Source organism: Alkanindiges illinoisensis DSM 15370, assembly GCF_000619845.1.
In the GTDB taxonomy this organism is placed as follows: domain Bacteria; phylum Pseudomonadota; class Gammaproteobacteria; order Pseudomonadales; family Moraxellaceae; genus Alkanindiges; species Alkanindiges illinoisensis.
The window spans coordinates 111,950-137,280 of the sequence record NZ_JHUX01000003.1 but is presented as its reverse complement, the minus strand read 5'-3'; the positions used below and the strand labels follow the sequence as shown (position 1 = coordinate 137,280).

Genomic DNA, 25,331 nt, shown 5'->3' with positions numbered 1-25,331 from the left:
GAAGCTGCTTATTCAGCTTTGCCCATTTGCATAATAATATCGGCCAATTGATCCAGCGTCATAGGGCCTTCCGGCTTATACCATGTCACTGTCCATGAAATAGCGCCACCAATTAAACGCCGCCAGATAAATGGAGGGTGTTTGATCAGGCCTTCCTGCTGCGCACGTTCCAATACATCCAACCAGATTTGCTCATAGTACTTACGCATATTAAGCAAGTAATCCTGCCGGTCTGGCGTCAAGGCATCCCACTCAAACACCAGCACCGCCATCGCTGTGCCGGTATCCCCGTTGATAGATTCAAGCTCGGCCCGGATCAAGCCCCGAATCTGGTTGAACGTGCCGGTGGCCTGTTGCACCGCCTGCTCCATGCGCGCTGTGTTGTAGCGAATGGCTTCTTCCATCACCGCCAGCAGGATATCATCCTTGCTTTTAAAGTGATGAAACAGGCTGCCGGATTGAATGCCAACCAGCTGCGCCAGCTCCCGAACTGTGGTTGACGCATATCCATTTCGCCGAAACAGGTAAGCGGCTGCCCGCATAACACGTCCACGCGGACTATCATCAAGCCCGCCCATTTGCGGCAATTGCTCCAGACTTTTAATTTCAAGCATTCATTTCAACCGTTAATTCTTACTTAAGCCTGAGCCACTCTGTTCAGGCCCTACTTCTGGTTTACTGTGCTGGCCTGCCGTAACGACTGACCATTTTGCACCACCAAAATGATACATTTTAACAATCACAAACCTAGCGCTTGCTTGGTATGGTTGTATTACGAATGGTACATTGAGTCAGGCAGATGAGCAACCCGGCAAATCATATGGATGCTGAACAACATAAAATTGTGCGAATTGGCTGTGCATCGGCGTTTTGGGGCGATACCAATACGGCTGCTTTTCAACTGGTTCACCTGAGTAATATTGACTATCTGGTGTTTGATTATCTGGCCGAAATCACCATGTCAATTATGGCTAATGCCCGGATGAAAGACTCCAATATGGGCTATGCCACCGACTTTGTTACTCGTGTTATGGCACCGTTGCTAAAAACCATTGCCAAAAAAAATATTAAGGTAATTAGTAATGCGGGTGGTGTGAACCCCATTGCCTGTCGTGATGCACTAAATAAGCTTATTACAGATGCTGGGCTGGACCTGAAAGTTGCCGTGGTGCTGGGCGATGACCTGATCGATAAGCAAAAAGAATTACAAGCCCTCAAGGTTGGCGAAATGCAAACAGGTGAACCATTACCCGCCAGTATTGCCAGCATTAATGCCTATTTGGGAGCCACACCCGTACAGGTTGCACTGGATCAGGGTGCAGATATTGTCATTACCGGGCGTGTGGTGGACTCTGCTGTGGTGCTTGGCCCATTGATGCATGAATTTGGCTGGCAAACCACCGACTATAATCTATTGGCACAAGGCTCACTGGCGGGCCATGTGATTGAATGCGGGGCGCAATGTACTGGTGGTAATTTCACTGACTGGCATCTGGTAAAAGATGGCTATTCCAACATGGGCTTTCCAATTGTGGAAGTACATGCAGATGGCAGCTTTGTGGTGACCAAACCAGAAGGCACCGGTGGGCTGGTAAGCACTGCAACAGTTAGTGAACAAATTGTTTATGAAATTGGTGACCCACAGTCTTATTTGCTGCCCGATGTAGTTGCTGATTTTAGCCATGTGCAACTGCAACAAGTTGGCGACAATCGGGTACAGGTGACGGGTGCGATAGGACGTGCCCCAACCCATCAGTATAAGGTGAGTGCCACGTATGCCGATGGTTTTCGGGTATTGGTCAGCTTTATGCTGGGCGGACGCGATGCCAAAGCCAAAGCTGAAGCTGTCGCTCAAGCCATCTTGGAAAAATGCCAACGTGTTTTGGCCATGCGTAGTGTGCCCGGCTTTAGCTCCACTTCGGTAGAAATTTTAGGAACAGAAACCACGTATGGCGCACATGCACGCCATCAGGATGCCCGGGAAGTGGTGGTTAAAATGGCAGTGGCCCATCCCTTTAAGGAAGCCTGCCTGTTTTTTGCCTCTGAAATTGCACAAGCGGCAACAGGCATGGCGCCCGGCATTACTGGCATTGTCGGTGGCCGTCCCAAAGCGTCCCCTGTGGTTAAACTGTTTTCATTTTTAATTGATAAAGATCAGGTTCCGGTTGAGATTGAATTCAATGGTGAGCGCACTCCTGTTACGGTTAGTGCCCAACCCACACAACTGACTGAACCAGTAGCCAGTGGTGAAGTTGCAAATATTGATGCAGCAAATGATTTGACCGAAGTACCGTTGATTGAACTGGCTTATGCGCGTAGTGGCGACAAAGGCAATCATTCCAATATTGGTGTGATTGCACGTAAGGCGGAATTTTTACCGTGGATTCGTGCCTCGCTGACTGAACAGGCGGTGGCGCAGTACATGGCGCATGTACTGGATGATACCAACAGTACCGTGATCCGTTTTGAGCTGCCCGGTTTTCACGCGCTGAACTTTTTATTGAAAAATGCACTTGGCGGTGGCGGTATTGCCAGCTTGCGTATTGATCCGCAAGGCAAAGCATTTGGTCAGCAGTTACTGGATATGCCTGTCAAGATTCCGGCTGCACTTTTAACCTGAAATTCTATGGCGCATTTAACACTTTAGTGCCAAAACTTTTATTACGGAAAATCTCTTTTAGGAAATCATGATGTCGTATCACTCAATTTTTCGCCATGATGCTTTTTTGGACAAAGTCATTATGGTCACGGGCGGTGGCTCAGGTATTGGCCGCGCGACTGCCCATGAACTTGCCAGTCTTGGCGCACAGGTCATCATTACTGGCCGTAAAGTAGAAAAACTGGATAGCGTTGTCGCTGAAATTACCGAAGATGGTGGTAAGGCCATTGGGCTGATTTGTGATATCCGCGACGAAGCTCAGGTTAAGGATACCTTTGCTAAAGTGATTGAACAGTTTGGCAAGCTGGATGGCCTGGTCAATAACGCCGGTGGACAATTCCCCTCCTCTCTGGAAGACATTTCCTACAATGGATTTGATGCCGTCATTCGCAATAACCTGCATGGCACCTTCCTGATGATGCGTGAAGCCTATAACCAGTATATGAAAAAACACGGTGGTTCCATTGTGAACATGACTGCCGATATGTGGGGCGGCATGCCGGGAATGGGACACTCTGGTGCTGCCCGTTCCGGCGTTGATAACCTGACCAAAACTGCCTCAGTAGAATGGGGTAAATCTGGCGTACGCGTGAATGCTGTTTCTCCCGGCTGGATTATGTCATCCGGGATGGATACCTATCAGGGTGATTTTGCCAAATTTGTGATTCCAAGCCTTGCAGGCAATGTGCCACTTAAGCGTATGGGTACGGAATCCGAAGTGTCCTCAGCGATTTGCTATTTGCTGTCTGAAGCCGCCGCTTTTGTATCAGGTGTGACCTTAAGAATTGATGGGGCTGCATCACTGGGCACACGGATGTATCCCTTGTCTGATGCCAAAAACAGCCATTCCTATAATGGATTTCATCGTGCCTTTATCCCTGATGTTTTAAAAACTAAAGAAGAACAGGGTCAATCCTGCCAGCCACAAACAGAAGACTCACCACGTGAAGAGAGCCAGCTATGAGTATTTTAAACAGTGAGCTGGATGCCAATAGTTCCGGCTTTGCAACCAACCGTACGGCCATGCAAAAAGCGATTGACGAGATGCGCGCAGTGCAGCAAAAAGTGCTGGATAAATCGTTTGAAGCCAAGCCCAAGTTTGACAAGCGCGGCAAGATCCTGCCGCATGAACGCATCAAGCTGTTGCTGGATGCAGGCTCACCTTTTGTTGAGCTGTGTGGCTTTGTTGGCTATCAAATGTTTGATGACAAGGATGGCTCAGATGCTGGTGGTGGCGTGATTTCTGGCATTGGTTTTGTACAGGGCGTGCGTTGCCTGATTAGTGCCGCCAACAGTGCCATCAAGGGCGGTACTATGTCACCCATGGGCGTACAAAAAACCCTGCGCCTACAGGAAATTGCACTGGAAAATAAATTGCCGGTGATTACCCTGACGGAAAGTGGTGGGGCCAACCTGAACTATGCCGCTGAAGTATTTATTCCCGGTGGCAAGACCTTTGCCAATCAGGCACGGCTTTCTGCCGCAGGCATTCCGCAAATTTCAGTCGTCCATGGCAATGCAACGGCTGGTGGTGCGTATCAACCGGGTTTATCAGACTATGTAATTGCCATCCGCAAGCAAACTGAAATGTTTCTGGCTGGCCCGCCACTGCTGCGTGCTGCGACAGGTGAAATTGCTACCAGTGAAGAATTGGGCGGTGCAGAAATTCATGCCCAGATTGCTGGTACGGCTGAATATCTGGCAGAAAACGATGCGGATGGCATTCGCATGGCACGTGATGTGGTTGCCATGCTGAACTGGAAGGAACAGGCGGCGGCCAATACAGAGCATTATCTGGAACCACGCTATCCCATTGACGATGTACTGGGGCTGATTCCTGCTGATCCCAAACAGCCATTTGATATGAAAGAAGTCATTGCCCGTCTGGTGGATGATTCCGATTTTCTGGAATTCAAGCAGGAATTTGACGCACTTACTGTATGTGGCTGGGCAAAAATTGGCGGCAAAACCATTGGCATTATTACCAACAACGGCCCCATTACCCCACAGGGTGCCGTTAAAACTGCCCAGTTTATCCAGCTTTGTGACCAGACCCAGCGTCCACTGATTTTCCTGCATAACACCACTGGTTTTATTGTGGGAACAGACGCTGAGCAAAGCGGCATTATCAAGCATGGCTCCAAACTGATTCAAGCGGTTGCCAATGCCCGTGTACCACGTATTTCCATTGTGGTGGGTGGCTCTTACGGTGCAGGTAACTATGCCATGTCTGGTCGTGGCTTATCGCCGCGCTTTATTTTTGCGTGGCCCAATTCACGTACAGCGGTGATGGGCGGCGCACAGGCTGGCAAGGTATTACGCATTGTGACGGAAGAAAAACAGCGCCAAAAAGGCATGGAACCTGATCCGCAAGTGCTGGATTTCCTGGAACAGGGTACAGCTGCCAAGCTGGAACAGCAAAGTGGTGCATTGTTTAACTCTGCCCGTTTGCATGACGATGGCTTAATTGACCCACGCGACACCCGCCGTCTGCTGGTGTTTTTACTGCAAACCATCCATGAAGCTGAACAGCGTCAACTAACAAGCAGTAGTTTTGGTGTGGCACGGCTTTAACTTTAGGGTGTAAACAATAACTTAATTAAATTCTCGATAGCATATGAATAGAGGGAAGACCTTTTGCAGTTATTCGAGACAGGACTACATCAAATTTGTTGAAGAAACTTAAATAGGCACGATGCAGAAAAGATGATCATTGTTGTCGAGTTCTGCGAAAGGAAGATGGTTTTGCCTACTTTTCCCGAAAGAAAAGTAGGTCGAACCGAAGGTTAAGCAAATGAACTTTAAAAAGTAATTGCTAAAGCCATTTATTAATTCACTTAAAATTTTAAGGAAAGGAAAAGCTATGAAATTTAGCCCAGAACATGACGCCCTACGCCGCAGTGCCCGCCAGTTTGTTGAAAAAGAATTAAACCCGTACATTCCCCAGTGGGAAGAAGCCGGACGTTTTCCCATTCATGAGGTGTTTAAAAAAATGGGTGACCTTGGCCTGCTGGGCATTTGCAAACCAACTGAAAATGGTGGTTTAGGACTGGATTATTCCTACAATCTGGTGGTGGCTGAAGAACTGGGCCGTGCGGCCTGTGGCGGTGTACCTTTGGCGATTGGTGTACAAACCGACATGGCAACGCCTGCCCTTGCCCGTTTTGGTAGTGCTGAACTGCGCGATGAGTTTTTGAACAAAGCCATTACGGGTGAATATGTCGCAGCGATTGCCGTGTCCGAGCCGCATGCCGGTTCAGACGTAGCGGCAATTAAAACCATGGCAAAAAAAGACGGTGATGATTATGTCATTAACGGCACTAAAATGTGGATTACCAACTCGCTGCAAGCTGACTTCTTTTGCTTGCTGGCCAATACTTCCGACGATAAGCCCCACATTAACAAATCCATGATTATTGTGCCTGCCAAAACACCGGGCATTAGTTTTTCTGAACCACTAGACAAGCTGGGCATGCGCTCTACCACTACCGCACAGGTATTTTTTGACAATGTGCGAGTACCACAGCGCAATCTGGTGGGCGTGGAAGGCATGGGTTTTATGATGCAAATGATGCAATTTCAGGAAGAACGCCTGTGGGCAGCAGCCAATGCAATTGGTGGACTGGATCACTTAATTGAGCAAACCATTGAATACTGCAAAGAACGTAGCACCTTTGGCCAGCCGCTCATTAATAACCAGTCAGTGCATTTCCGTCTGGCTGAGTTGCAAACCGAAGTTGAAGCCTTGCGTGCCCTCACCTATCAGGCCTGCGAAGCGCATATTGCTGGTGAAAACGTGACCAAACTGGCATCCATGGCCAAACTAAAAGCAGGGCGTTTAACCCGCGAGGTCGCCGATAGCTGCCTGCAATACTGGGGCGGCATGGGCTTTATGTGGGACAACCCAGCCTCGCAGCTTTATCGTGACGGGCGCTTAGGCTCAATTGGCGGCGGTGCTGATGAAATCATGCTCGGTATTATCTGCAAGCTGATGGATATTCTGCCGAAAAAACAAAAATAGTTGAGAAACAGCAAGCCGCAATCTCAAAAGCCAGTGCAAGGAGCACAAGCATGCGATTTACAGCAGAACACGAGGCCTTAAAACGTACCACTTTGCAGTTTGTGCAAAACGAACTGAATCCTTACGCTGAGCAATGGGAGCGTGAAGGCCAGTTTCCCATGCATGAAGTGTTTAAAAAAATGGGAAATCTGGGCTTGCTGGGAATTTGCAAGCCTGAGCAATATGGCGGGTTGGGACTGGATTATTCCTACAATCTGGTGGTGACCGAAGCGCTGGGAACCATGGTTTGCGGCGGCGTGCCGCTGGCGATAGGTGTGCAAACCGATATGTGTACACCAGCCCTTGCCCGTTTTGGCAGTGAAGAAATCAAGCAGGAGTTTCTGGCACCGGCCATTGCTGGCGATCTGGTTGGCTCGATTGCGGTATCCGAACCGCATGCTGGTTCTGATGTCGCTGCGATTAAAACCACGGCCAAAAAAGACGGTGATGATTACATCATTAATGGCAGCAAGATGTGGATTACCAATTCGCTGCAAGCTGACTTTTTGTGTCTACTGGCCAATACCTCGGATGATTCACCGCATTGCAATAAGTCGCTGATCGTGGTGCCGACCAAAAGCAAAGGCATCAGCTTTTCTGAACCACTAGACAAGCTCGGTATGCGTTCCAGCCAGACCACGCAAATTTTTCTGGACAATGTACGGGTGCCGCAGCGCTATCTGATTGGCGAAGAAGGCGCAGGTTTTCGCATGCAAATGATGCAGTTTCAGGAAGAACGCCTGTGGCTGGCGGCCAATGCACTGGGCATGATGGAATATTGCCTACAAAAAACCATTGAATACTGTCAAGAGCGTAAAACCTTTGGCCAGCCGCTGATTCACAATCAGGTGGTTCATTTTCGCTTTGCCGAACTGCAAACTGAAATTGAAGCCTTGCGCGCCCTCACCTATCAAGCCTGTGAAGCCATGCTGGCCGGAAAGGATGTGACCAAGCTGGCATCCATGGCCAAGCTCAAAGCGGGTCGTTTAACCCGAGAGGTTGCTGATAGCTGCCTGCAATATTGGGGCGGCATGGGCTTTATGTGGGATAACCCGGCTTCCCAGCTTTATCGTGATGGTCGGCTGATTTCAATTGGTGGTGGTGCTGATGAAATCATGCTCGGCATTATCTGCAAGCTCATGCAAATTGCCCCAGCCAAGCGTTAAATTTTTAGGAAAAAAGATTATGTTTGGAATTGAGAATCCACAAACCCTGTTACTCGAGCAAGACGGTGCAGTGCTGCATGTCACCCTCAATCGCCCGGAACTGCGCAATGCCATGAGTGAAACCATGTTGCGGGAGCTGGTCAGCGTATTCAATGCCATTCAAGATGATTTAAACATTCGTGCTGTGGTCTTGCGTGGTGTGGGTGGACACTTCTGTGCTGGTGGCGACATCAAGGATATGGCGGCCTTACGAAGCGAGGCCATGAGTGCTGGCAACCATGACGGTTATATCCGATTTAACCGTGCGTTTGGCACCCTGATTGAACAAGTCAACCATGCGCCGCAAGTGGTGGTTGCGGTACTGGAAGGTGCTGTGCTGGGTGGTGGTTTTGGCTTGGCCTGTGTGTCTGATATTGCACTGTGCCGTGATAATGCCCAGTTTGGCTTGCCGGAAACTGGCCTTGGCGTGATTCCAGCGCAAATTGCCCCATTTGTTGTACAACGCATTGGCCTGACACAAGCCCGTCGTTTGGCGTTGCTGGGTAATCGCTTTGATGGTCAGGAAGCGGCACGCATTGGTATTGTGCATGAGGTGTTAAGCAGTGATGAGGCCTTGAATGATGCGCTAAGCACCACTTTACAGCAAATCCGCCGTACTGCGCCCAATGCCAGCCGTGTGACCAAAGCCCTGCTCCACAACAGTACGCAGGTCAATGATCTAAGCAAGACACTGGACCAGGCAGCTATACAGTTTGCCGCAGCAGTGAGTAGTGATGAAGGCACTGAGGGCACCATGGCATTTATCCAGAAACGCTTGCCAAAGTGGGCTGATTAAACCCATTCAAGTAACCAATATTTTTAATGTTTTTATCTAATTTTTTATAGAAATGGGAGGCCGCATGGCATTCTCCAAAGTTTTAGTCGCCAACCGTGGTGAAATTGCAGTTCGGGTGATGCGCACTGCCAAGGCATTGGGCTACCAGACTGTAGCTGTTTACTCTCATGCAGATGCCAATGCGCTACATGTACAGTTCGCTGATGAAGCCGTTTGCATTGGCGAATCCAAGGTCAGTGAATCCTACCTGAAAATTGAAAATATCCTCAATGCAGCCAAGCTGACTGGCGCGGATGCCATTCATCCGGGTTATGGTTTTTTGTCAGAAAATTCCGGTTTTGCGCAGGCGTGCCAGCAGGCAGGCATTAGCTTTATTGGTCCAACGCCACACGCCATTGAACTAATGGGCAGTAAGCGCTTATCCAAAATTGCCATGATTGAAGCCGGTGTGCCCTGCATTCCCGGGTACGAAGGCGGCGAGCAATCACTGGAACATCTAACCGAGCAAGGCCAAAAAATTGGTTTTCCCTTAATGGTCAAAGCCTCGGCAGGTGGTGGTGGCCGTGGTATGCGTCTGGTCGAAACAGCAGATGACTTGCCTGCTGCACTGGCAACTGCCCGTTCAGAAGCTGAAAATGCCTTTGGTTCTGGCGAGCTAATTTTGGAACGTGCGGTCATTGCCCCGCGCCATGTGGAAGTTCAAGTATTTGGTGATACGCATGGCAATGTGGTGTATTTGTTTGAGCGCGACTGCTCCATTCAGCGCCGCCACCAGAAAGTGGTGGAAGAAGCACCTTGTCCGGTAATGACTGATGACCTGCGAAAGCAGATGGGCAAAGCTGCGGTAGCCGCTGCCAAGTCCTGTAATTATGTGGGTGCGGGTACGGTTGAATTCTTGCTGGACAGCGAAGGCAATTTTTACTTTCTGGAAATGAATACCCGCTTGCAGGTTGAGCATCCTGTCACCGAGCTGATTACCGGTCTTGATCTGGTCGAATGGCAACTCCGGGTGGCCAATGGTGAGCCACTGCCATTACAGCAAGGGCAACTCCAGCTTAATGGCCATGCCATTGAAGTGCGCTTGTATGCCGAAGACCCAAGCCAGCAGTTTTTACCGCAAACTGGCTCTGTATTGCTGTGGCAACCCGCTGGCAGTGATCAGCAACTGCCTAATGTGCGTATTGATCATGGCATGACACAACAAGGCGAAGTGAGTCCCTACTATGATCCGATGATTGCCAAAATCATTGCCTATGGTAAAACCCGTGAGGATGCTGTGCGCCTGCTGGCCCGCGCGGTTGAAGATTCTGTGCTGCTGGGGGTAAATAGCAACAAGCAGTTTTTGGTCAACCTGTTACGCCATCCTGAGCTGGTTGCGGGTAATACCAGCACGGCATTTATTGCCCAGCATTTTAGTGATGATGTGAGTCTCCATCCGGTGAATGCAGACTTTGAATCACTGAGTATTGCAGCGGCACTATATGCCAGTTCAGGTGATGACAATGATCAGGTTTGGCAAAGTGCACTGGATTTACCACGAGTCATCAAGCTGCAAATTGGTGAGCAGACTTATGGCTTACAAGCGCTGGCCAAAGATGATGGCTTGCATTTAAGCTGGAATGAACAACAGGCAACCTTGCAAATACTACATCAGCAAGAAAAACTGCTGACTTATATCTGGGAAGGGGTGCGCCGTCGTGTGGCCTATGTGCAACAAAGTGATACGCTGTATCTGGATCGTGCCAATGGCAACCTGACTATTCAGCATACCACTTATGCGCCGCCTGCCAGTGCCAATACCGCAGGTGATGGCCAAATTCGTGCCCCAATGGATGGGGCGATTGTTAATGTACTAGTGAATGCAGGTGACAGCGTAAGCAAAGGCCAAACCTTGCTCATTCTGGAAGCCATGAAAATTCAGCAGCAGATCAAGGCCGATGTGGATGGCGTGGTTGCCGAGATTATTGGACAAGTTGGCCAGCAAGTGAAGAAACGACAGGTGCTGCTAAAGATTGAAGTTTCTATAGAGTAATCATAATATTAAATAAGTTTTCTTTATCCCCTAAAGGTATATTTGGCAAACCGCTATATATATTTAAATTATAGTAAATAGTGATGCTAATTCATCATTATTTACTATTTTTTCTGCTATTTCAGTATTTACTATAATAAGCATGACCCCATCACTGTCATGCCATGATTTACCAAAAATTAATACGCTCTGTTCATTTTGCTTCTGATTGTAATTTGAAAGAATTCCCTCTAAATCATTAAAGCTTAAATTTTTCAGATCAATATCATTTAATATGGCAAAGGTTGGCATTTCTGCCTGAATTTCAGCAATACAATCTTCAATAGTGTCCTTCCAATCAAAAACATACATGAATGGAACTTTGGTAAAAACATCCCAAATATCAACTATACGAATTCTTCCATCTTTTACCCAACGATGATAGCTCTCTTCACTCGCAACAGCATTTAGCCATAAATGCAACTTATCAAATGCCGATTGTGAAATACTCTCATAATCTATATTCATATAAATACCTAGAACTCTTTGATCAGAAAAGGCTAATTTCTATCTGTTCCAATAAATCATCTTCAATAATTTGAAAATCCCTGATTTTTGCGATATTAGTATTCATCAATGGATGATTGGCATTAATTTCCTCAAGGCCTTCAACCAGTCGTAGTTTATTGATAACATGGATCTCTAATGGTAATAAAGTAAGAGGTGGATTTAAAAATTTTGGTGGAAATTTACGACTATCATTATCAACAGTTTCCAAGCAATGATAGTCACAAATTTTGCGAATAATATTTTCAAGTTCTATTGCTGGCGCGTACCACTGATCCATAAGGTCTTTAAAGAACCCCTTTATAAATAGACCAGTTTCTGTGTTAGAACCCTGCCATCGATAAAATAACCATAAACTAAAATATTCAAAATCCAGTGGAAAGCTTTTTAGTATTGCTTTCTGACTCAAGCAAAATTCCAAGTTATTTTTTAGTTTTATAGCCAGATTTCGATTGTCCATTAAAATCGCCCATAATAACAAACAGGCAAATTCTGAAAAATACTTTTTAAATCTGTGAACCTTCAGACCATTTAATTGATTCTTTTTAAAATCTTCGAGCTTAACCCCTAAACCAACCTCACTATACATTAAGGATAAATTAAGAAAATATAAAGCTTCTACATTTATATTGCTATTCTCAATTAATTGAAAAGATTTTTGAGCATAGGTAATTCCTATACTATTAATATCGTCTCCCAAAAGATGCCGCTTTCCTGATAATGCATCTAACATTCCTGTCTTTCGCATCTGCAAAATCATGTTCATACCAGCATTTTCACGCGTTTTGTAGTCTTCAACATGTGTGCTGATAATTTCACTAGATGTTAAATTCAACTCAGAATTGTAATCTATCAATTTTTTTACAAAGGTTATTTAGATAAGAAAGATAGGCTGAGTATATTACCCAGCACTAAATCAACCAGTGATTCAACTTACTTTTGCTGCTCGACAATCAACTGCTTGACCAAACGTGCCACCTGCTCCGGATGTTCCAGCGGAAACATGTGGCCGCCTTCGGTAATGATATATTCAATACCCAGCAGACGTTTTACGCGTTGCGGGAAACCCCGCTGTAAAAACTGGCTGCTCTGCCCAACTACCAGCTTAACGGGTATTTTGGGCGCCTTGCGCGGCTTAAACCAGAATAGCGATGGATTGGTACGGAAAATTTCTACTTCTGCCATTTTGGGAATGCTTAGGGTTACACCGCCCCGGATCGGATCATCGGTCAGGCCATAACGGATATAATCATCAAAACACTGTGGATCAAAGTTGGCAAAAAATCCGCGTGACTTGAGTTTAGTCGCGGCTTCTTCACGGCTTTCCCAATTATCACGGCGATTAATGGAAATTCCGGCAGGCGTGAGTTTGTCCACATACTTCTGGTTAAACAGCTTGGCCAGATGAATGCCAAATGACGGAAAACCATTAATCAGTGGCGGGTCCAGCATAATCAGTTGCTGAAAAAGCTCAGGACGACGATAGGCTGCCATAAAACTCAGCAGCCCACCCAGTGAATGGCCCATGGCAATTACAGGTCTGCCTTGCGCCTGCCGTTCAATACTGTCAATCACCTGTGTCACCAGATGCGTCCAGTGATTGGAAATGGGATACTTGGGATCAGTCCCAATTTCCGGCAGAAACACCACATCGTATTCATCAGCCAGGGCGTCAAAAAACTTGCTATATACCTTTGAAGGAATCCCATTGGCATGGGCAAAGTGAATCAGGGGTTTCATCGAAGCTCCGCAGTTTGCTGGCTTTCTAGCCGTTGCTGAACAGACATTCCAATTCCTTGTCCAATTGAAGTACCCATGCGTCCCAGCAGGCTTTCCAGTGGATTGGCAGGCAGCGTGTACTCAACGGTTTTATCCAGTTTTAATTCACGAGCCAGCGAACTGACACTGCCGTTATGATCAGCCAGACCCAAAGCAATGGCCTGCTCACCCGTCCAGAACAAACCACTAAACATATCCGGATTTTCTTTTAAGCGCTTACCACGGCCTGCTTTTACCGCTGCAATAAAATGACCATGTACATTATTGAGCAGGTTCTGGATATGTGCCCGCTCCTCAGGGTTTACTGGCTGAGTTGGGCTTAAAATGGCCTTATGCGCTCCGGCTGTCATGGTGCGGTCTTCCACCCCAATCTTGCGCGCCAGTTCCGACACGCCATAGTTGGGCATAATCACCCCAATAGAACCCACCAGACTGGATGGATTCACATAAATCTCATCGGCAGCAGACGCAATATAATAGGCACCGGAAGCACCCATATCGCCAATCACGGCATACACTTTCTTGTCTTTGTGTTCAGCACGCAGTCGTTTGATTTCCTGCCAGATTTCATCGGATTGAACAGGTGAACCACCGGGCGAGTTGATTTTTAATGCAATAGCCTTGCTACCACTGGCTTCAAATGCCTTTTCCAGTGCTTCGGAAACATCCTCACTGTTCACATCGTTGGAACCGGAACCAATGGTGCCATCAATATCAACCACGGCCAGATGCGGTGAAGTACTGCCAACAGACACTGCCCCACCTTCATGCATGCTGCAACCGCGTCCCATGATGATGAACAGCAACAAGATATAGCCAAACGCCAGCAGTTTGAAAAAAATGCTCCAGCGGCGGGCACGACGCTGTTCCTGAACCGATGCCAGTACCGCTTTTTCCAGAACCTGCAAGGCGTCGCCCTGGGTTACTGCGGAATGATGATCTGGTGAGCGTGGGTCTTGTGGAGGTGGGGTATGGGAAGAATCTGGTTTTGGTGGCCAATCGGACATGAAAATAACCTTATAAAATGGTTTTATGCAAAAGTTGCGAACTGTTGACCGGTGCTATTTTGCTTTTAAAAAACGGACAGATCTTTTTTGGAAACCAGCTTCGCCAAAGGTTTAGGGCCAGCCAGTTTTGCCAGTATCTCTGTGCCAAATCATAGCGCATTAATCCTAGGGAGCAAATTGCTTTGTTTCAACAGCAAAAGCGTTAAAACTTTTGCTGAAGGTTTTGGCCAAGAGTGTCTACAATAGCAGCTTACTCTTACCTTAAAATATGGTTAATCTCAACATATGATGATTCAGGATCATCCCCCGGCTGTTTCTGGCTTGAGTCGCACACTGGCAATATTTAGCAAGTTACCGCTAAGGCTGCTGCAATGGTTGGCCCGTCTGGTGGCAACGCTGATTATCACTATGCCATCAGCGAAAGCACTTAAAACCGTCAGCCGTAACCTGCAGATTGCATTTCCTGAATTAGAGCCGGAACAGCGTCATCAACTGGCAAAAAAATCAGTTCAGGCCCAATTCCAGTCCATGCTGGAGTTTGTCAAAATCTGGGGCAGTCCACCGCAATTTAGTATTGATCATATTCATCAGGTACAAGGTCAACAATTACTGATGGATGCCATTGTCAGCAAACAGGGGCTAATTCTGGTGGTGCCGCATTTTGGCAGTTGGGAAATCATGAATGCCTGGCTAAATCAGTTCACCGATATAGTGATCATGTATAAACCCAGCCAGAATCAGGCATTGGACCAGTTTGTCCTTACAGCACGCAGTCGGCTACGTGCCACGCTGGTGCCTACCGATGAAAGTGGGGTACGACAGATTTTTCGAGCACTCAAGCAAGGGGGCGTCACTGCCATTTTGCCTGATCACACGCCTGAAACCACTGGCGGAATTTATTCATCCTTTTTTGGCTGTCCGGTATTGACCAGTACACTGGTCTCGCGGCTGGCACAAAAAACCCGCTGCCATGTGTTGCAACTGTCCTGTATTCGCCTACCGGAACAGGGTGGTTTTTCCATCATGATTGAGCCGATAGACCAGAAGATTAGCAGTCCGGATTTACAGCAATCTGTAGATACCCTAAACCATAGCATTGAACAATTGATCCGGCGCCATCCTGAACATTATCACTGGAGCTACAAGCGCTTTAAGGCCAATCCACAGCTTGAAAATATTTACTATGTGCCAGAAAATCAAATTGCACTTGCCATTGCCAGCGCACGACAGGCGTTTATCAACAAAGATTATTAATGATTCATTGATCAAAAATCCGTTGCAACCATAGATTTTTATCACGATAGCGCTGGGGTTTGAGGTATTTCTGCTGACCCAGCACATACGTTAGTGTGCCGCTATCAATGGTGGAATCAACTGCTATACCTTGCTCATTCAGGCGCGCCAGTACAATTGGTTTTGGATGACCATAACGGTTGAGATAGCCCGCAGAAACCACCGCACGCTGCGGTTGTACACTGGACAGAAACGGGCTGGAACTGCTGTGCTGGCTGCCATGATGACCCAAAATCAATAAATCGGCCTGTAGCGGTATAGCCTGCCGTTGCAGCATAAACTCAGTGTAAAGCCCGGCATCTCCCATAATTAGCACACGCTGTGCCGGAATATCAGCCTGTGCTGGTACCTCAACCATGAGCACACAGGACTTTTCATTTTTTGAGTTTGTAATTTTCCCGGTAGCCCTAAAATGGGCCGGTAATGGTGACAGAACACGAAACTGTACGCCATCCCATTGCCAGCTTTGCCCGGCTTCACATAGATAAGTGGGATACGGCGCAAATGTTTCACTGCTGGTGAGCTGGCTAACGGCTAGTTGCTGCAATATGGCTGGCGCACCACCGCTATGGTCACTGTCCAGATGGGTGAGCATCAGCTTGTCCAGACGTTGAATGCCCTGTGCCTGCAAGGCAGGAATCACCACTTTGTCTCCCATACTGCTGTGACCCAGCTTTGCGCCAGTATCAACCAGCATGGCATGTTTGCGGGTTTTCAATATCACACTTAAGCCCTGCCCCACATCCAGCACCTGAACGATCAAAGGAGCCACAGGCCGCGCCGGATAGCAGGCTGGAATCATTAAAAACACCATCCACCATCGCGGCAGCAGGCCTTTGGGCAATATTAAAACTACCAGCATGGCAAACAATGCCAACAGTTGCAGCGGGCTTAAATAAAACGGTTGCAGGGCTTTTGGAAAAGTAGTTGCTAAGAAACGCAATAGGACATGGAAAATATCAAGCAGCCATAACGCCAGTTGCCAGATCATGTCGGCCAGCGCAGGTGACAGCATGGACACCGCATAGGCCAGTAAATTAACAGGCAATACCACTGCACTTAACAAGGGAATAGCCAGCAAATTGACCAGCGGCGCCAGCCATGAAATTTTCGCAAAGCTCAGTAATACCAGCGGGGACAGCAATACAAACAGTCGCCATTGCAATTGCACAAACTGCATTACTTTTATTTGCCGCTGTTTTATTTGGCTATGCGAAACGCTGGTTTCATGTTGACCCGGTTGTGGCACACTCATACTGAGTAAAATCGCAACCGCACCAAAGGACAACCAGAATGCTGCGGACAAGATTGCCAATGGATCAAGCAACAGTAAAATACTTGCTGACATCAGTAAAATGCACGTGCGGCTCCAGCGCTGACGAAACCATAATAACCCCGCAGCCAGACCAACCATGAGCACCGTGCGCTGTGCTGGAATATCAAACCCGGCAAGGCCTGCGTATAGCATCACCACCAGCATAAAAACGGGTAATAACCAGCGGCGGCGTTCAGCTTTTAAATACAATGCCGGGAAACGATCAAGCAGTTTTTGCAGCAACCAAGTGATGATTAAGGCGGCCAAAATGACATGCGGGCCGGAAATGGCCAGCAGGTGACTAATGCCCATTTGTTGGTAAAGCAAGGTGGTGTCTGCATCAATCAGGCTACGATCACCAGTCAGCAGGCCCAACAGTACGCCTTTGGCCGCATTGTTTTTAACAGCATGATTTTTATCTACAAGGCTTTCATCTACAGGGCTTTCAGCAACAGCATTTTTAGCAGCGTGGCTTAGGTTAGCATCCCACTGAATAAAATGCTGGCGAATGCGCAATCGCTCGCGCTGTAGCACATTTTGTAGCTGCTGTAATAATGACTCAGGCTTTAATTGTAAGTGCTGAAGTTGCTGTGGGGTTAATCGCTGCGCTGTCTGAAGGGTTCCCGTGGCAGTAATATGCTGCTGCAACAGCCACTTTTCCACATCAAATGCACCCGGTGATGCATTACTGTGTGCTGGTTTTAATTTGACCCTAACCTGCCATAATTGCCCCGGCTGCATGTCTGGTGGCGCAATCGATTGGTGCTTAGTCCAGTCAAATGCGCCATACAGCAACCATCTTTCTTGTGACGGTTGTCCTGATTGTGACCGATTCTCTACTGCAACAGTTTCAACCACTTGGCGCCAATCTTCGCCTACGCCATCGCTAATCCCAACCACACGCACAAGTGCAGTTTGTTCAACTGGCTCGCTTAAGCGCTGCTGCAAGGCATGATCGAGTTGCCAGTGCGCATAACCTGTACCGAATATAAAAGCCAGACCAAATAAGGCCAGACTACTCATGGTATCAATCACAGGATGCAAAATCAGGTAATACCGCACAGGAACACGTGTCAACACCACTATCATCAGCAGCAATAAAAAGCCGCTTGATAGCCAGCCAGAAACCGGCAGTAATGCAGAAAAAATATTGTGATAGCCAATCGTTATTACGCCGGCAATAAAGCCCAGCAATATCATCATCACTTGTTATTACTCTAAAATTTCTTATTTTTTATTGCATATAAAAGCCTTGCTCACGCTTTGGATTCGCAAGCAAGGCTTTATGTTTTATAAGGGATTTTAAGGATTAACCCACAAGCCATCCTGCATGTGCAAAATACGGTCTGCCGAATGCGCCAACTGGTCATCATGCGTCACAATGAGCATCGCCATGTTCAGTTCGCTACGCAAGTCTTTTAGCAAATCCATGATGTCCAGCGCCGTGCGACGATCCAGATTACCTGTTGGTTCATCAGCCAGCACCACTGCCGGACTAGTCACTAGCGCCCGGGCCAGTGCCACCCGCTGGCGCTCGCCACCAGACAGCTCACCGGGTTTATGGGTTAAGCGATGCTTGAGTCCAACCTTGGTCAATAGATCAGTGGCACGCTGCCGGGCCTGCTCTACCGTACTGTTTTCACGCAGTAACAGCGGCATGCTAACGTTTTCAATAGCATCAAACTCAGGCAACAGGTGATGAAACTGATAAACGAAGCCTAAATACTGGTTACGCAGGTTACCGCGCTTGGTTTCATTCAAGCGGTTCATGGCGTGGCCTTTGAGGATAATCTCGCCTGAGGTTGGCAAATCCAGTCCACCCAGAATATGCAGCAGGGTGCTTTTGCCTGAGCCACTGGCGCCAATAATTGACACAAACTCGCCTTCATGGATGGAAAAATCCAAGCCCTTCAACACCTCAACCTGATTGCGGCCATCATCAAAAGTCTTGCCCAGACTTTGTGCAGACAACACCACATTGGTTGCATGCTTTTGAGGTAGTTGATTTTGCAGTTGCGGATTATTCATAGCGTAGCGCCTCTGCCGGTTGAATCTGGGCGGCACGGCGTGCCGGATAAATAGTGGCCAAAAAGCTGAGCAGCAGTGAGAGTAACACCACAGTCAAGACATCCTGCCAGCGCAAATAGGATGGCAAATAATTAATAAAGTAGGCATCAAACAAATGCAGGCCAAAGGTATTGTTAATCCAGCCCAGTACATCGCTAATGCTTAAGGCCAGCAAGATGCCCAATGCCGCACCCGCCAGCGTACCAAATGCACCAATGATCACCCCCTGTACCATGAAAATCCGGGTAATGGTGGCAGGTGATGCGCCCAGTGTCCGTAAAATGGCAATATCGGATTTTTTGTCAGTCACCACCATTACCAGTGACGACACAATATTAAACGCTGCCACCAGTACAATTAAAAACAGCAACAGGCTAACCATGGCCTTTTCCATCTGGATGGCGCTAAACAGGTTGCCGTGGGTTTCTGTCCAGTTGGTTGCATAATAGTTGGGCGGCAACTGGTTCAGTAGTTTGCTTGATACTTCCGGCGCTGCAAAAATATCATCCAGCTTCATGCGCACCCCTTGCGCCCCATCTGGCAGACGTAACAGTTTGGCGGCGTCATTGAGGGCAATATAGCCAATCATGGAATCCACATCAGCGCCAATGCTAAAAATCCCAACCACAGTAAAGCGTTTAAAGCGTGGCACCACCCCTGCCGGTGACGGCGAAGCTTCTGGCAATACCAGTGTTACCTTGTCATTGATACGCAGCCCCAATCCATCGGCCATTCCCTTGCCGAGGACAATGCCAAACTCACCATCTTTTAAGTTATCCAGTGACCCGGCAGTCATGTAATCCTGAACAATGGATACCTTTTTCTCAAACTTTGGATCAATCCCGCTCACCAGAATGCCGGAAACCTGTCCTTGCGCAGTTAACATGCCCTGCAACTGGGTAAATGGCGCTGAACCAGCCACATGTTGTTGTTTATCCGCTAATTCGACTAAAGGTCGCCATTCGGGTAAAATTTCTGTAGACGACACAGTCGCTTGAGGTATCATACCCAAAATGCGGTTTTTCAGTTCACGGTCAAATCCATTCATCACGGACAGAACAGTGATCAAAACTGCAACCCCAAGCGTTAGGCCAATGATGGACACTAAAGCAATAAAAGAAATGAAGTGATTGCTCCGCCGTGCTCGAGTGTATCGCAACCCAACAAACAGCGAGATCGGCTTAAACATATAGTCATCCGAGGAAAGAAAATGGAAAATTTACAGCAGGGAGCAGACACAGGTGAACGCCGTCTTATGTCACGCATCAATGCTGCCTTACGTACCAACTATCAACTGATTACCCGTACTGATGCGCTTAAAGACCCTTACGATCCCAGCTTTGTACTGCCGCGCTATTTTTTGCTGCTGGCAGAACTTGATGAGATTGACAGTGTCCAAAGCCAGTTAGCAATCGCACTACAACAGGAAAGCCCAACGGTTGCACGTGTGGTTCAACTGATGAATCAAAAGCTGAATCTTATCACCGGTGCTTTATATGACGCTATGGTTGAAACCATGTTGCCAAGCCCATCGCGGGTGAACATTTCTGAAAGCGGGCTTTCATTTTATGCGCGGGAACGTATTCCACCCGGTTCGCATGTTCACCTGACCTTAAGCCATCCTGAAAATGCCTTTCATCTGGCAGCAACAGCACGGGTGGTTTACAGCGAGGATGAAGATCTGGAAGGTTTTAGAACAGGTGCTTATTTTATTAGCCTGCATCCTAATGACCGCGCCAAGCTGGCTGAAAGTATCAATCAAAAGCTGACTGAAGAAAATGAACTGGATCAGTTCAGGACCATGGATGATTACTAATAAATTTCTACTGAACACTAAGCTTCAGTTAAACTGCCTGCAATTTACCCCTGTTTTTAAGCATGATTACTGATTTATTCTTTTCCGAAAAATCAGTAATCATGCGTTTTTACCTTTCCTGCCATACCCATCAAAATATGCTTCATTAGCACTGCTTTAATGGCTACCTTGCCGCATCACTCAATAGTTATTGCCAGATTAATTTGGCCAAATTAATAAAGAGGCCACTTTAAATCAAAAGCTTAAGCGCAAATGTAAATTTTTTATAATGGTAAGGCCGGGTTAAGAATAAAATAAAAAACGCCCAGCAATACCGCCTGAGCGTTAAACCAGATTGAACCCAAACCCAGATTCAAGCGTAATCCAAAAATTTAAGGCTTATCCAGTGCTGGACTGTTTTGCTGGACTACTTTTCTGGGCACGGCCCTGCTTTAGCCTGGTTGCTTTAAACCCTGCCATCCATTCGCGCACAAAATAAAGAATCAGACCCAGTAGTACCACTACTACGCCCTGAACAACACCCGCACCAATATGCTCATGGTTAAACCAGACACCCCATAGCAGCGCCAGCACCGGCGTAAGCACTGTGGTGAGTGCCACCGTAGACGGGTTAAGCCGCTGCACCAGATCAAAATAGCACAACATTGCAATCACCGACGCCACCACTACGCTGTATAAAATGGCCATCATGGTTAATGTAGATGGCAGGTGTGTTGGCAAATGCTGCCAGAACAAGGGTATCAGTAAGACAATACCAATCGCCGAAACGAGTAGCGAACCCGTCGTTTGTACCAGTGGATGCAGATTGGCCTGTATGCTTTTTACCCAGAACATTGAACCGACGTAGCACAATACCGCTAAAAAAATCAGGCCAATCCCAATCGGCTGCACGAAGGCGCTCTCGCCACTTAAACAAATAAAACCCAGCCCAAGTACGGCAATCAGCATGCCCAGCCATTGTTCAGCAAACAAATGCTGATCCTTGGTCCACACAAACGACATCAGGCCGGCAACCAGCGGTGCAAAGCCAAACAACAGGGAAATTAGTCCGGAAGCTAGATACGGCGCTGCCAGATAAGTCAGTAACATTGCTCCTAGCAGGCTCAAGCTCCCGGCTAGATAACTTTGCAAAGCCAGTTTATGTCGCGGCAATGGCAAACGGATCACCCTGCAAATCGCATAGGCTAATGCAGCCGCCAGTATAAAACGCGCGGTCAACGCCCACATGGGATGCAAGTCCTGCACGCTCCATACCACCGCCAGTGGTGTACTTGACCAGATCAGCACCAGTAAAATATAGCGGCTACCTACCTGCCAGCGGCTCGCACTGTTTTGTGCTGCGGTTATTGTTGTGTTTGCATCAGCAGGTAACCGCAACATCTGCGGTGGTTTTTCGGTACTCACTTTGTCGGTATGCATAATATTGATTCTCCTGTTTTAAACGCCACTACCCCTGATGATTTGCCTAACGCTTGCATTAGCAATGCTAAAAAGCAGCACACCAGAAAATCCAGCCATAAAAAAAGCCGCTCTAAGAGCGGCTATAAATCGAAATTTTTAAGCTTATTTCCGCTCGTATTTTCCCAAAATTGCTGCCCAGATACGCGCAGCCACAGGTCGTACCACATTTGGTGATACGATGGGAGACACAACGGAAACCACTTTGACTAAGTTCATGCGCTGATCATGCGCTTAAATTTTGACAGGTGCAAGACATTTCCAGATAAACTCAAAAAAATTTAAAGCACTGGAAAACCTTGAAATTATTAATAACGCCAAAAGTTAAAATCACATCAGGCCCTGTTTTTAAATTTTATGTTAAAGGTTCTCGTTGCTATCTGAATGCAATACTTGCTGCACACGCTGCTGCAATACCGGAATAACTTCTGCTTCAAACCAGTGATTGCGCCGTAACCAGAAAATATTACGCGGGCTTGGATGGGGCAAGGGAATGATATGCGGCCAGAACTCGCGCCAGTTCATCACATTTTTGGTGAGCGAATCATGGGCTGCTTTTAAGTGATAGGCCTGCGCATACTGGCCAATTAAAATGGTGAGCTCAACATTCGGCAAGGCTTTTAATAGCTGCTCATGCCATGTTTTAGAACATTCCAGACGTGGTGGCAAATCACCCGACTTGCCCTTTCCCGGATAGCAAAACCCCATTGGCACAATAGCCACTTGGCTTGCATCGTAAAAGGTTTCACGGCTGATTCCCAGCCAATGGCGCAAGCGGTCGCCGCTGGCATCATTAAATGGAATCCCGCTATCATGTGCTTTCCGACCCGGCGCTTGCGAGGCAATCAGAATTTTTGCTTGCGGGTTGACTTGCAAGATTGGTCGCGTGCCATGTGGCAAAAAATCAGCACACTGCGTACAGTGCCGAACCTGCTCAAGCAAGCCTTCAACCTGGGAGATATCAGTGGTAGAAATACGACTACAGTTCTGGGACAAAGGTTATCCATATATGATCAGATCAGCTTTTAATGGGGGCTCATCAGCAGCTTCTCAATGTAATAAACTCTTAGTCATTGTCAGATCATCGTATTATTAATGACCTGAAAAATACAAAACGCTAAGCCTCTGGCTGATGACAAACCGCTTCTATATTGTGTCCATCCGGGCCGATGACAAATGCGCCGTAATAGTTGGGATGATAATATTCACGAATACCGGGCGCACCATGATCAGTTGCTCCGGCAGCCAGTGCAGCCTGATAAAACTGACGTACCTGTTCACGGTTTTCCGCCACAAATGCAAGGTGCATGCCCTGTTGTACCGGAATTTTCTCACCCAGCCAGAACGATGGCTTTGCATCCTTGCCAAAACCTGCCCAGCCGTGGGTTTCAGTAATAAGCTGAATGCCAAGCGGCTCTAATATGCTGCAAAAAAATTCCTTGCTGGTCTTATAATGACTGACAGAAAGTCCAATATGATCAATACACATGGTTTTTAATTCCTTCATTTAGCGATAATGATTTTTGGTTTTTGCAATAAAAATGATGATTAAAACTTTTTATATCAGTGTTTTTTAGCGGATTGCTGAACGCAACACAATCAATTCAATTTATAAGACCAATCAAAAAGCAGTTACCCCAAGTCCTGCTTAATGATATGTTTTGCAGCCTGATAACCCCACCAGGCAGCTTCCTCAAAAATCGAATAGCCTGATAAATCAGCGTGCGCAAATAACAGACGTGAGTGATGTTGCTGTAGGGCAAGCAATCCCGTATTTTCAAAGCGTCGGGGTAAAGGAGTTGCCATTGCATGACCACGGACGGTGATATTAACATGCTCAACACATTGCCAAAATCGCTTGCCATACACTTGCAGCAAGTCATCACTGGCTTTTTCAAGCAGCTCCTTCTTGCTCGCATGACGCAACCAGTAACGAATCTTGTCAGGCTTGTCAAAATCAAGCGCTGTGTAGGCAGTGAAGACAGTACGCGGTGGTTTCGCCACCCGTATCCACTGATGGGTTGCAACCACATAACCCAGTCCTTTGCCCTCATACACCACATTATCCCAGGCCAGTGGCTCATTTTTTAGTTCTTCAGGATATTGCTTTAACGTAAAATTGGACACCAGCCAAGGCGCATACGCAGGTAAGTGCTGGCTGGGATCAAAACCATACTGCTGAATATTCTCAACAAGGCGGGCTGCCATATAGAGCGGCATAGCACAAATCACCTGTCTGGCTTTAAAACAGGCAGTATGTATCTGCTGGCCGTAATAGCTTGCTGTCCATACTTCAACATAATCTGGATGTTCAATAATCTTGGTGGCAAAACCAGCCATTGCCTGTGGTATGGGCTGAGATTGAAATTCCTGAATATTTGTGCCCTGAAAATTGATATAGGCCCTGATTTTATTGGACAAACCTGCCAAGCCATCAGGCCACACCAGATAACTGGCATGTTCCGCTTGGGACTGCACCCGTGAGGCAAAGTAATGCAGTCCTGCCCAAGCCGATACCTGATCAATTCCCTGCCCGTAATCATCCCGACAGCAGTAATTCAGATACCAACGCAACGTAGCTGAGTGATAGTCATTTTGATCCAGCCATTGCCTAAAAGTGAGCTGATCCAGTTGTCGCCACTGTGCATCCTGTGAAGAAAGCGCCACTGGAATTGCAAACAAGGGCTGCTTATCCTGCCCTGTCGAACGGCCTAACTGGTGAACCAATTTAAAAAAACGGATGCTGTCCTGATCCTGCGCAGGCAATAAATCACTAAGCCACTGACCCTGATATAATAGCCGCCCCTCAGGCGCATTGGTTAGCAGCCGTTCATCATACGCAGGTCTGGCCTGATCCATATTTTGCTTAAGAATGCCTAGATCAGACAGCAATTCCCGCACATGACTGGACTGTTCAGATGGTAAGCTCAGGTAGTGCGCACCTGTTGGAAAGCTGAGTTCACGGTCATACCCCCCTGCATTGTTACCATTGGGTTCTGGTCCTTCCAGCATCACAAATCCAATTTTTCCCTGTTTCTTTAGCTGCCATGCGGCAGTTAGTGCTGCGGCGCCACTCCCTAAAATGAGGATATCGCATTGATGCTCAGTCACAGGTTTATGATGTATCGGGTGATCCCGCAAATAATGCCCCGCTGCCATGCCCGGATAATCCACATTAACTGGCGGCAAGCCACCGAATTTATGCTGATAAATCGACCAGGGAATCAGGGTTGCACCACTTAAGCCCAATGCATGAGCCATAAATCGACGTCGGGAAAAATAGGGTATTTTCATGCAA

Annotated in this window: 21 protein-coding genes; 9 read left to right on the top strand and 12 right to left on the bottom strand. The window is 47.4% G+C overall.

Annotation, left to right across the window (positions count from 1 at the left end; all coding sequences use genetic code 11):
* Positions 1-8: 8 nt before the first annotated feature.
* Positions 9-614: a TetR/AcrR family transcriptional regulator gene (locus Q337_RS0100705; protein ID WP_034279137.1), complete on the bottom strand. Its 606-nt coding sequence runs from the start codon at positions 612-614 to the stop codon at positions 9-11.
* Positions 615-820: 206 nt separating this feature from the next.
* Here Q337_RS0100705 and Q337_RS0100700 point away from each other — a divergent pair, with 206 nt between their 5' ends.
* From Q337_RS0100700 to Q337_RS0100670, 7 genes are all read left to right on the top strand, one after another.
* A complete protein-coding gene (locus tag Q337_RS0100700; RefSeq protein WP_026469939.1) occupies positions 821-2,620 on the top strand; it encodes an acyclic terpene utilization AtuA family protein in 1,800 nt (599 codons plus the stop codon).
* 70 nt (positions 2,621-2,690) lie between these two features.
* Positions 2,691-3,623 (top strand): SDR family oxidoreductase, encoded by a 933-nt coding sequence (locus tag Q337_RS0100695; protein ID WP_026469938.1) that lies wholly within the window; start codon positions 2,691-2,693, stop codon positions 3,621-3,623.
* Positions 3,620-5,233: an acyl-CoA carboxylase subunit beta gene (locus Q337_RS0100690; protein WP_026469937.1), complete on the top strand. Its 1,614-nt coding sequence runs from the start codon at positions 3,620-3,622 to the stop codon at positions 5,231-5,233. Before Q337_RS0100695 ends, Q337_RS0100690 begins: the two co-directional genes overlap by 4 nt.
* A 289-nt stretch (positions 5,234-5,522) precedes the next feature.
* The gene (locus tag Q337_RS0100685; protein ID WP_026469936.1) at positions 5,523-6,680 is read left to right on the top strand and encodes an acyl-CoA dehydrogenase family protein; all 1,158 of its coding nucleotides are present in this window, start codon (positions 5,523-5,525) and stop codon (positions 6,678-6,680) included.
* A 50-nt stretch (positions 6,681-6,730) separates the two neighbouring features.
* Complete coding sequence (locus tag Q337_RS0100680) at positions 6,731-7,885, top strand: acyl-CoA dehydrogenase family protein (RefSeq protein ID WP_026469935.1); 1,155 nt, start codon at positions 6,731-6,733, stop codon at positions 7,883-7,885.
* A 19-nt stretch (positions 7,886-7,904) separates the two neighbouring features.
* Positions 7,905-8,720, top strand: coding sequence for an enoyl-CoA hydratase/isomerase family protein (locus Q337_RS0100675; RefSeq protein ID WP_034279136.1), 816 nt, complete (start codon positions 7,905-7,907; stop codon positions 8,718-8,720).
* A 64-nt stretch (positions 8,721-8,784) separates the two neighbouring features.
* Positions 8,785-10,752 (top strand): acetyl-CoA carboxylase biotin carboxylase subunit, encoded by a 1,968-nt coding sequence (locus Q337_RS0100670; protein ID WP_026469933.1) that lies wholly within the window; start codon positions 8,785-8,787, stop codon positions 10,750-10,752.
* 63 nt (positions 10,753-10,815) lie between these two features.
* Here the strand turns inward: Q337_RS0100670 and Q337_RS0100665 are convergent, their stop codons facing one another.
* From Q337_RS0100665 to sppA, 4 genes are all read right to left on the bottom strand, one after another.
* The gene (locus Q337_RS0100665) at positions 10,816-11,259 is read right to left on the bottom strand and encodes a hypothetical protein (RefSeq protein WP_026469932.1); all 444 of its coding nucleotides are present in this window, start codon (positions 11,257-11,259) and stop codon (positions 10,816-10,818) included.
* Between the two features lie 22 nt (positions 11,260-11,281).
* The gene (locus tag Q337_RS0100660; protein WP_051526458.1) at positions 11,282-12,154 is read right to left on the bottom strand and encodes a hypothetical protein; all 873 of its coding nucleotides are present in this window, start codon (positions 12,152-12,154) and stop codon (positions 11,282-11,284) included.
* A gap of 77 nt (positions 12,155-12,231) precedes the next feature.
* Positions 12,232-13,038, bottom strand: a complete 807-nt coding sequence (locus Q337_RS0100655; RefSeq protein ID WP_026469930.1) for an alpha/beta fold hydrolase — start codon at positions 13,036-13,038, stop codon at positions 12,232-12,234.
* Entirely contained in the window at positions 13,035-14,084 is a 1,050-nt protein-coding gene (gene sppA / locus Q337_RS0100650; protein WP_026469929.1) for a signal peptide peptidase SppA, read from the bottom strand. Before sppA ends, Q337_RS0100655 begins: the two co-directional genes overlap by 4 nt.
* A gap of 285 nt (positions 14,085-14,369) precedes the next feature.
* On the opposite strand from sppA, the gene Q337_RS0100645 reads away from it, so the two are divergent.
* The gene (locus Q337_RS0100645) at positions 14,370-15,338 is read left to right on the top strand and encodes a lysophospholipid acyltransferase family protein (protein WP_228133058.1); all 969 of its coding nucleotides are present in this window, start codon (positions 14,370-14,372) and stop codon (positions 15,336-15,338) included.
* A 4-nt stretch (positions 15,339-15,342) separates the two neighbouring features.
* Here Q337_RS0100645 and Q337_RS0100640 read toward each other — a convergent pair whose 3' ends face one another.
* From Q337_RS0100640 to Q337_RS0100630, 3 genes are all read right to left on the bottom strand, one after another.
* A complete protein-coding gene (locus tag Q337_RS0100640) occupies positions 15,343-17,895 on the bottom strand; it encodes a DNA internalization-related competence protein ComEC/Rec2 (RefSeq protein ID WP_228133101.1) in 2,553 nt (850 codons plus the stop codon).
* A 99-nt stretch (positions 17,896-17,994) separates the two neighbouring features.
* The gene (gene lolD / locus Q337_RS0100635) at positions 17,995-18,720 is read right to left on the bottom strand and encodes a lipoprotein-releasing ABC transporter ATP-binding protein LolD (RefSeq protein ID WP_051526457.1); all 726 of its coding nucleotides are present in this window, start codon (positions 18,718-18,720) and stop codon (positions 17,995-17,997) included.
* Positions 18,713-19,948: a lipoprotein-releasing ABC transporter permease subunit gene (locus Q337_RS0100630; RefSeq protein WP_034279135.1), complete on the bottom strand. Its 1,236-nt coding sequence runs from the start codon at positions 19,946-19,948 to the stop codon at positions 18,713-18,715. The genes lolD and Q337_RS0100630 overlap by 8 nt, the downstream gene beginning before the upstream one ends.
* Before the next feature lie 21 nt (positions 19,949-19,969).
* On the opposite strand from Q337_RS0100630, the gene Q337_RS16275 reads away from it, so the two are divergent.
* Entirely contained in the window at positions 19,970-20,575 is a 606-nt protein-coding gene (locus Q337_RS16275) for a PilZ domain-containing protein (RefSeq protein WP_051526456.1), read from the top strand.
* Positions 20,576-20,953: 378 nt separating this feature from the next.
* Here Q337_RS16275 and Q337_RS16270 read toward each other — a convergent pair whose 3' ends face one another.
* The 4 genes from Q337_RS16270 to Q337_RS0100605 form a co-directional block, all read right to left on the bottom strand.
* Positions 20,954-21,955, bottom strand: a complete 1,002-nt coding sequence (locus Q337_RS16270; protein WP_084494768.1) for a DMT family transporter — start codon at positions 21,953-21,955, stop codon at positions 20,954-20,956.
* Between the two features lie 438 nt (positions 21,956-22,393).
* Positions 22,394-23,029 carry a uracil-DNA glycosylase family protein gene (locus Q337_RS0100615; RefSeq protein ID WP_211253587.1) on the bottom strand — a complete coding sequence of 212 codons (636 nt, stop codon included), beginning with the start codon at positions 23,027-23,029 and terminating at the stop codon, positions 22,394-22,396.
* A gap of 121 nt (positions 23,030-23,150) precedes the next feature.
* Entirely contained in the window at positions 23,151-23,522 is a 372-nt protein-coding gene (locus Q337_RS0100610; RefSeq protein WP_026469923.1) for a VOC family protein, read from the bottom strand.
* 143 nt (positions 23,523-23,665) lie between these two features.
* A complete protein-coding gene (locus Q337_RS0100605) occupies positions 23,666-25,327 on the bottom strand; it encodes an NAD(P)-binding protein (RefSeq protein ID WP_026469922.1) in 1,662 nt (553 codons plus the stop codon).
* Positions 25,328-25,331: the final 4 nt, after the last annotated feature.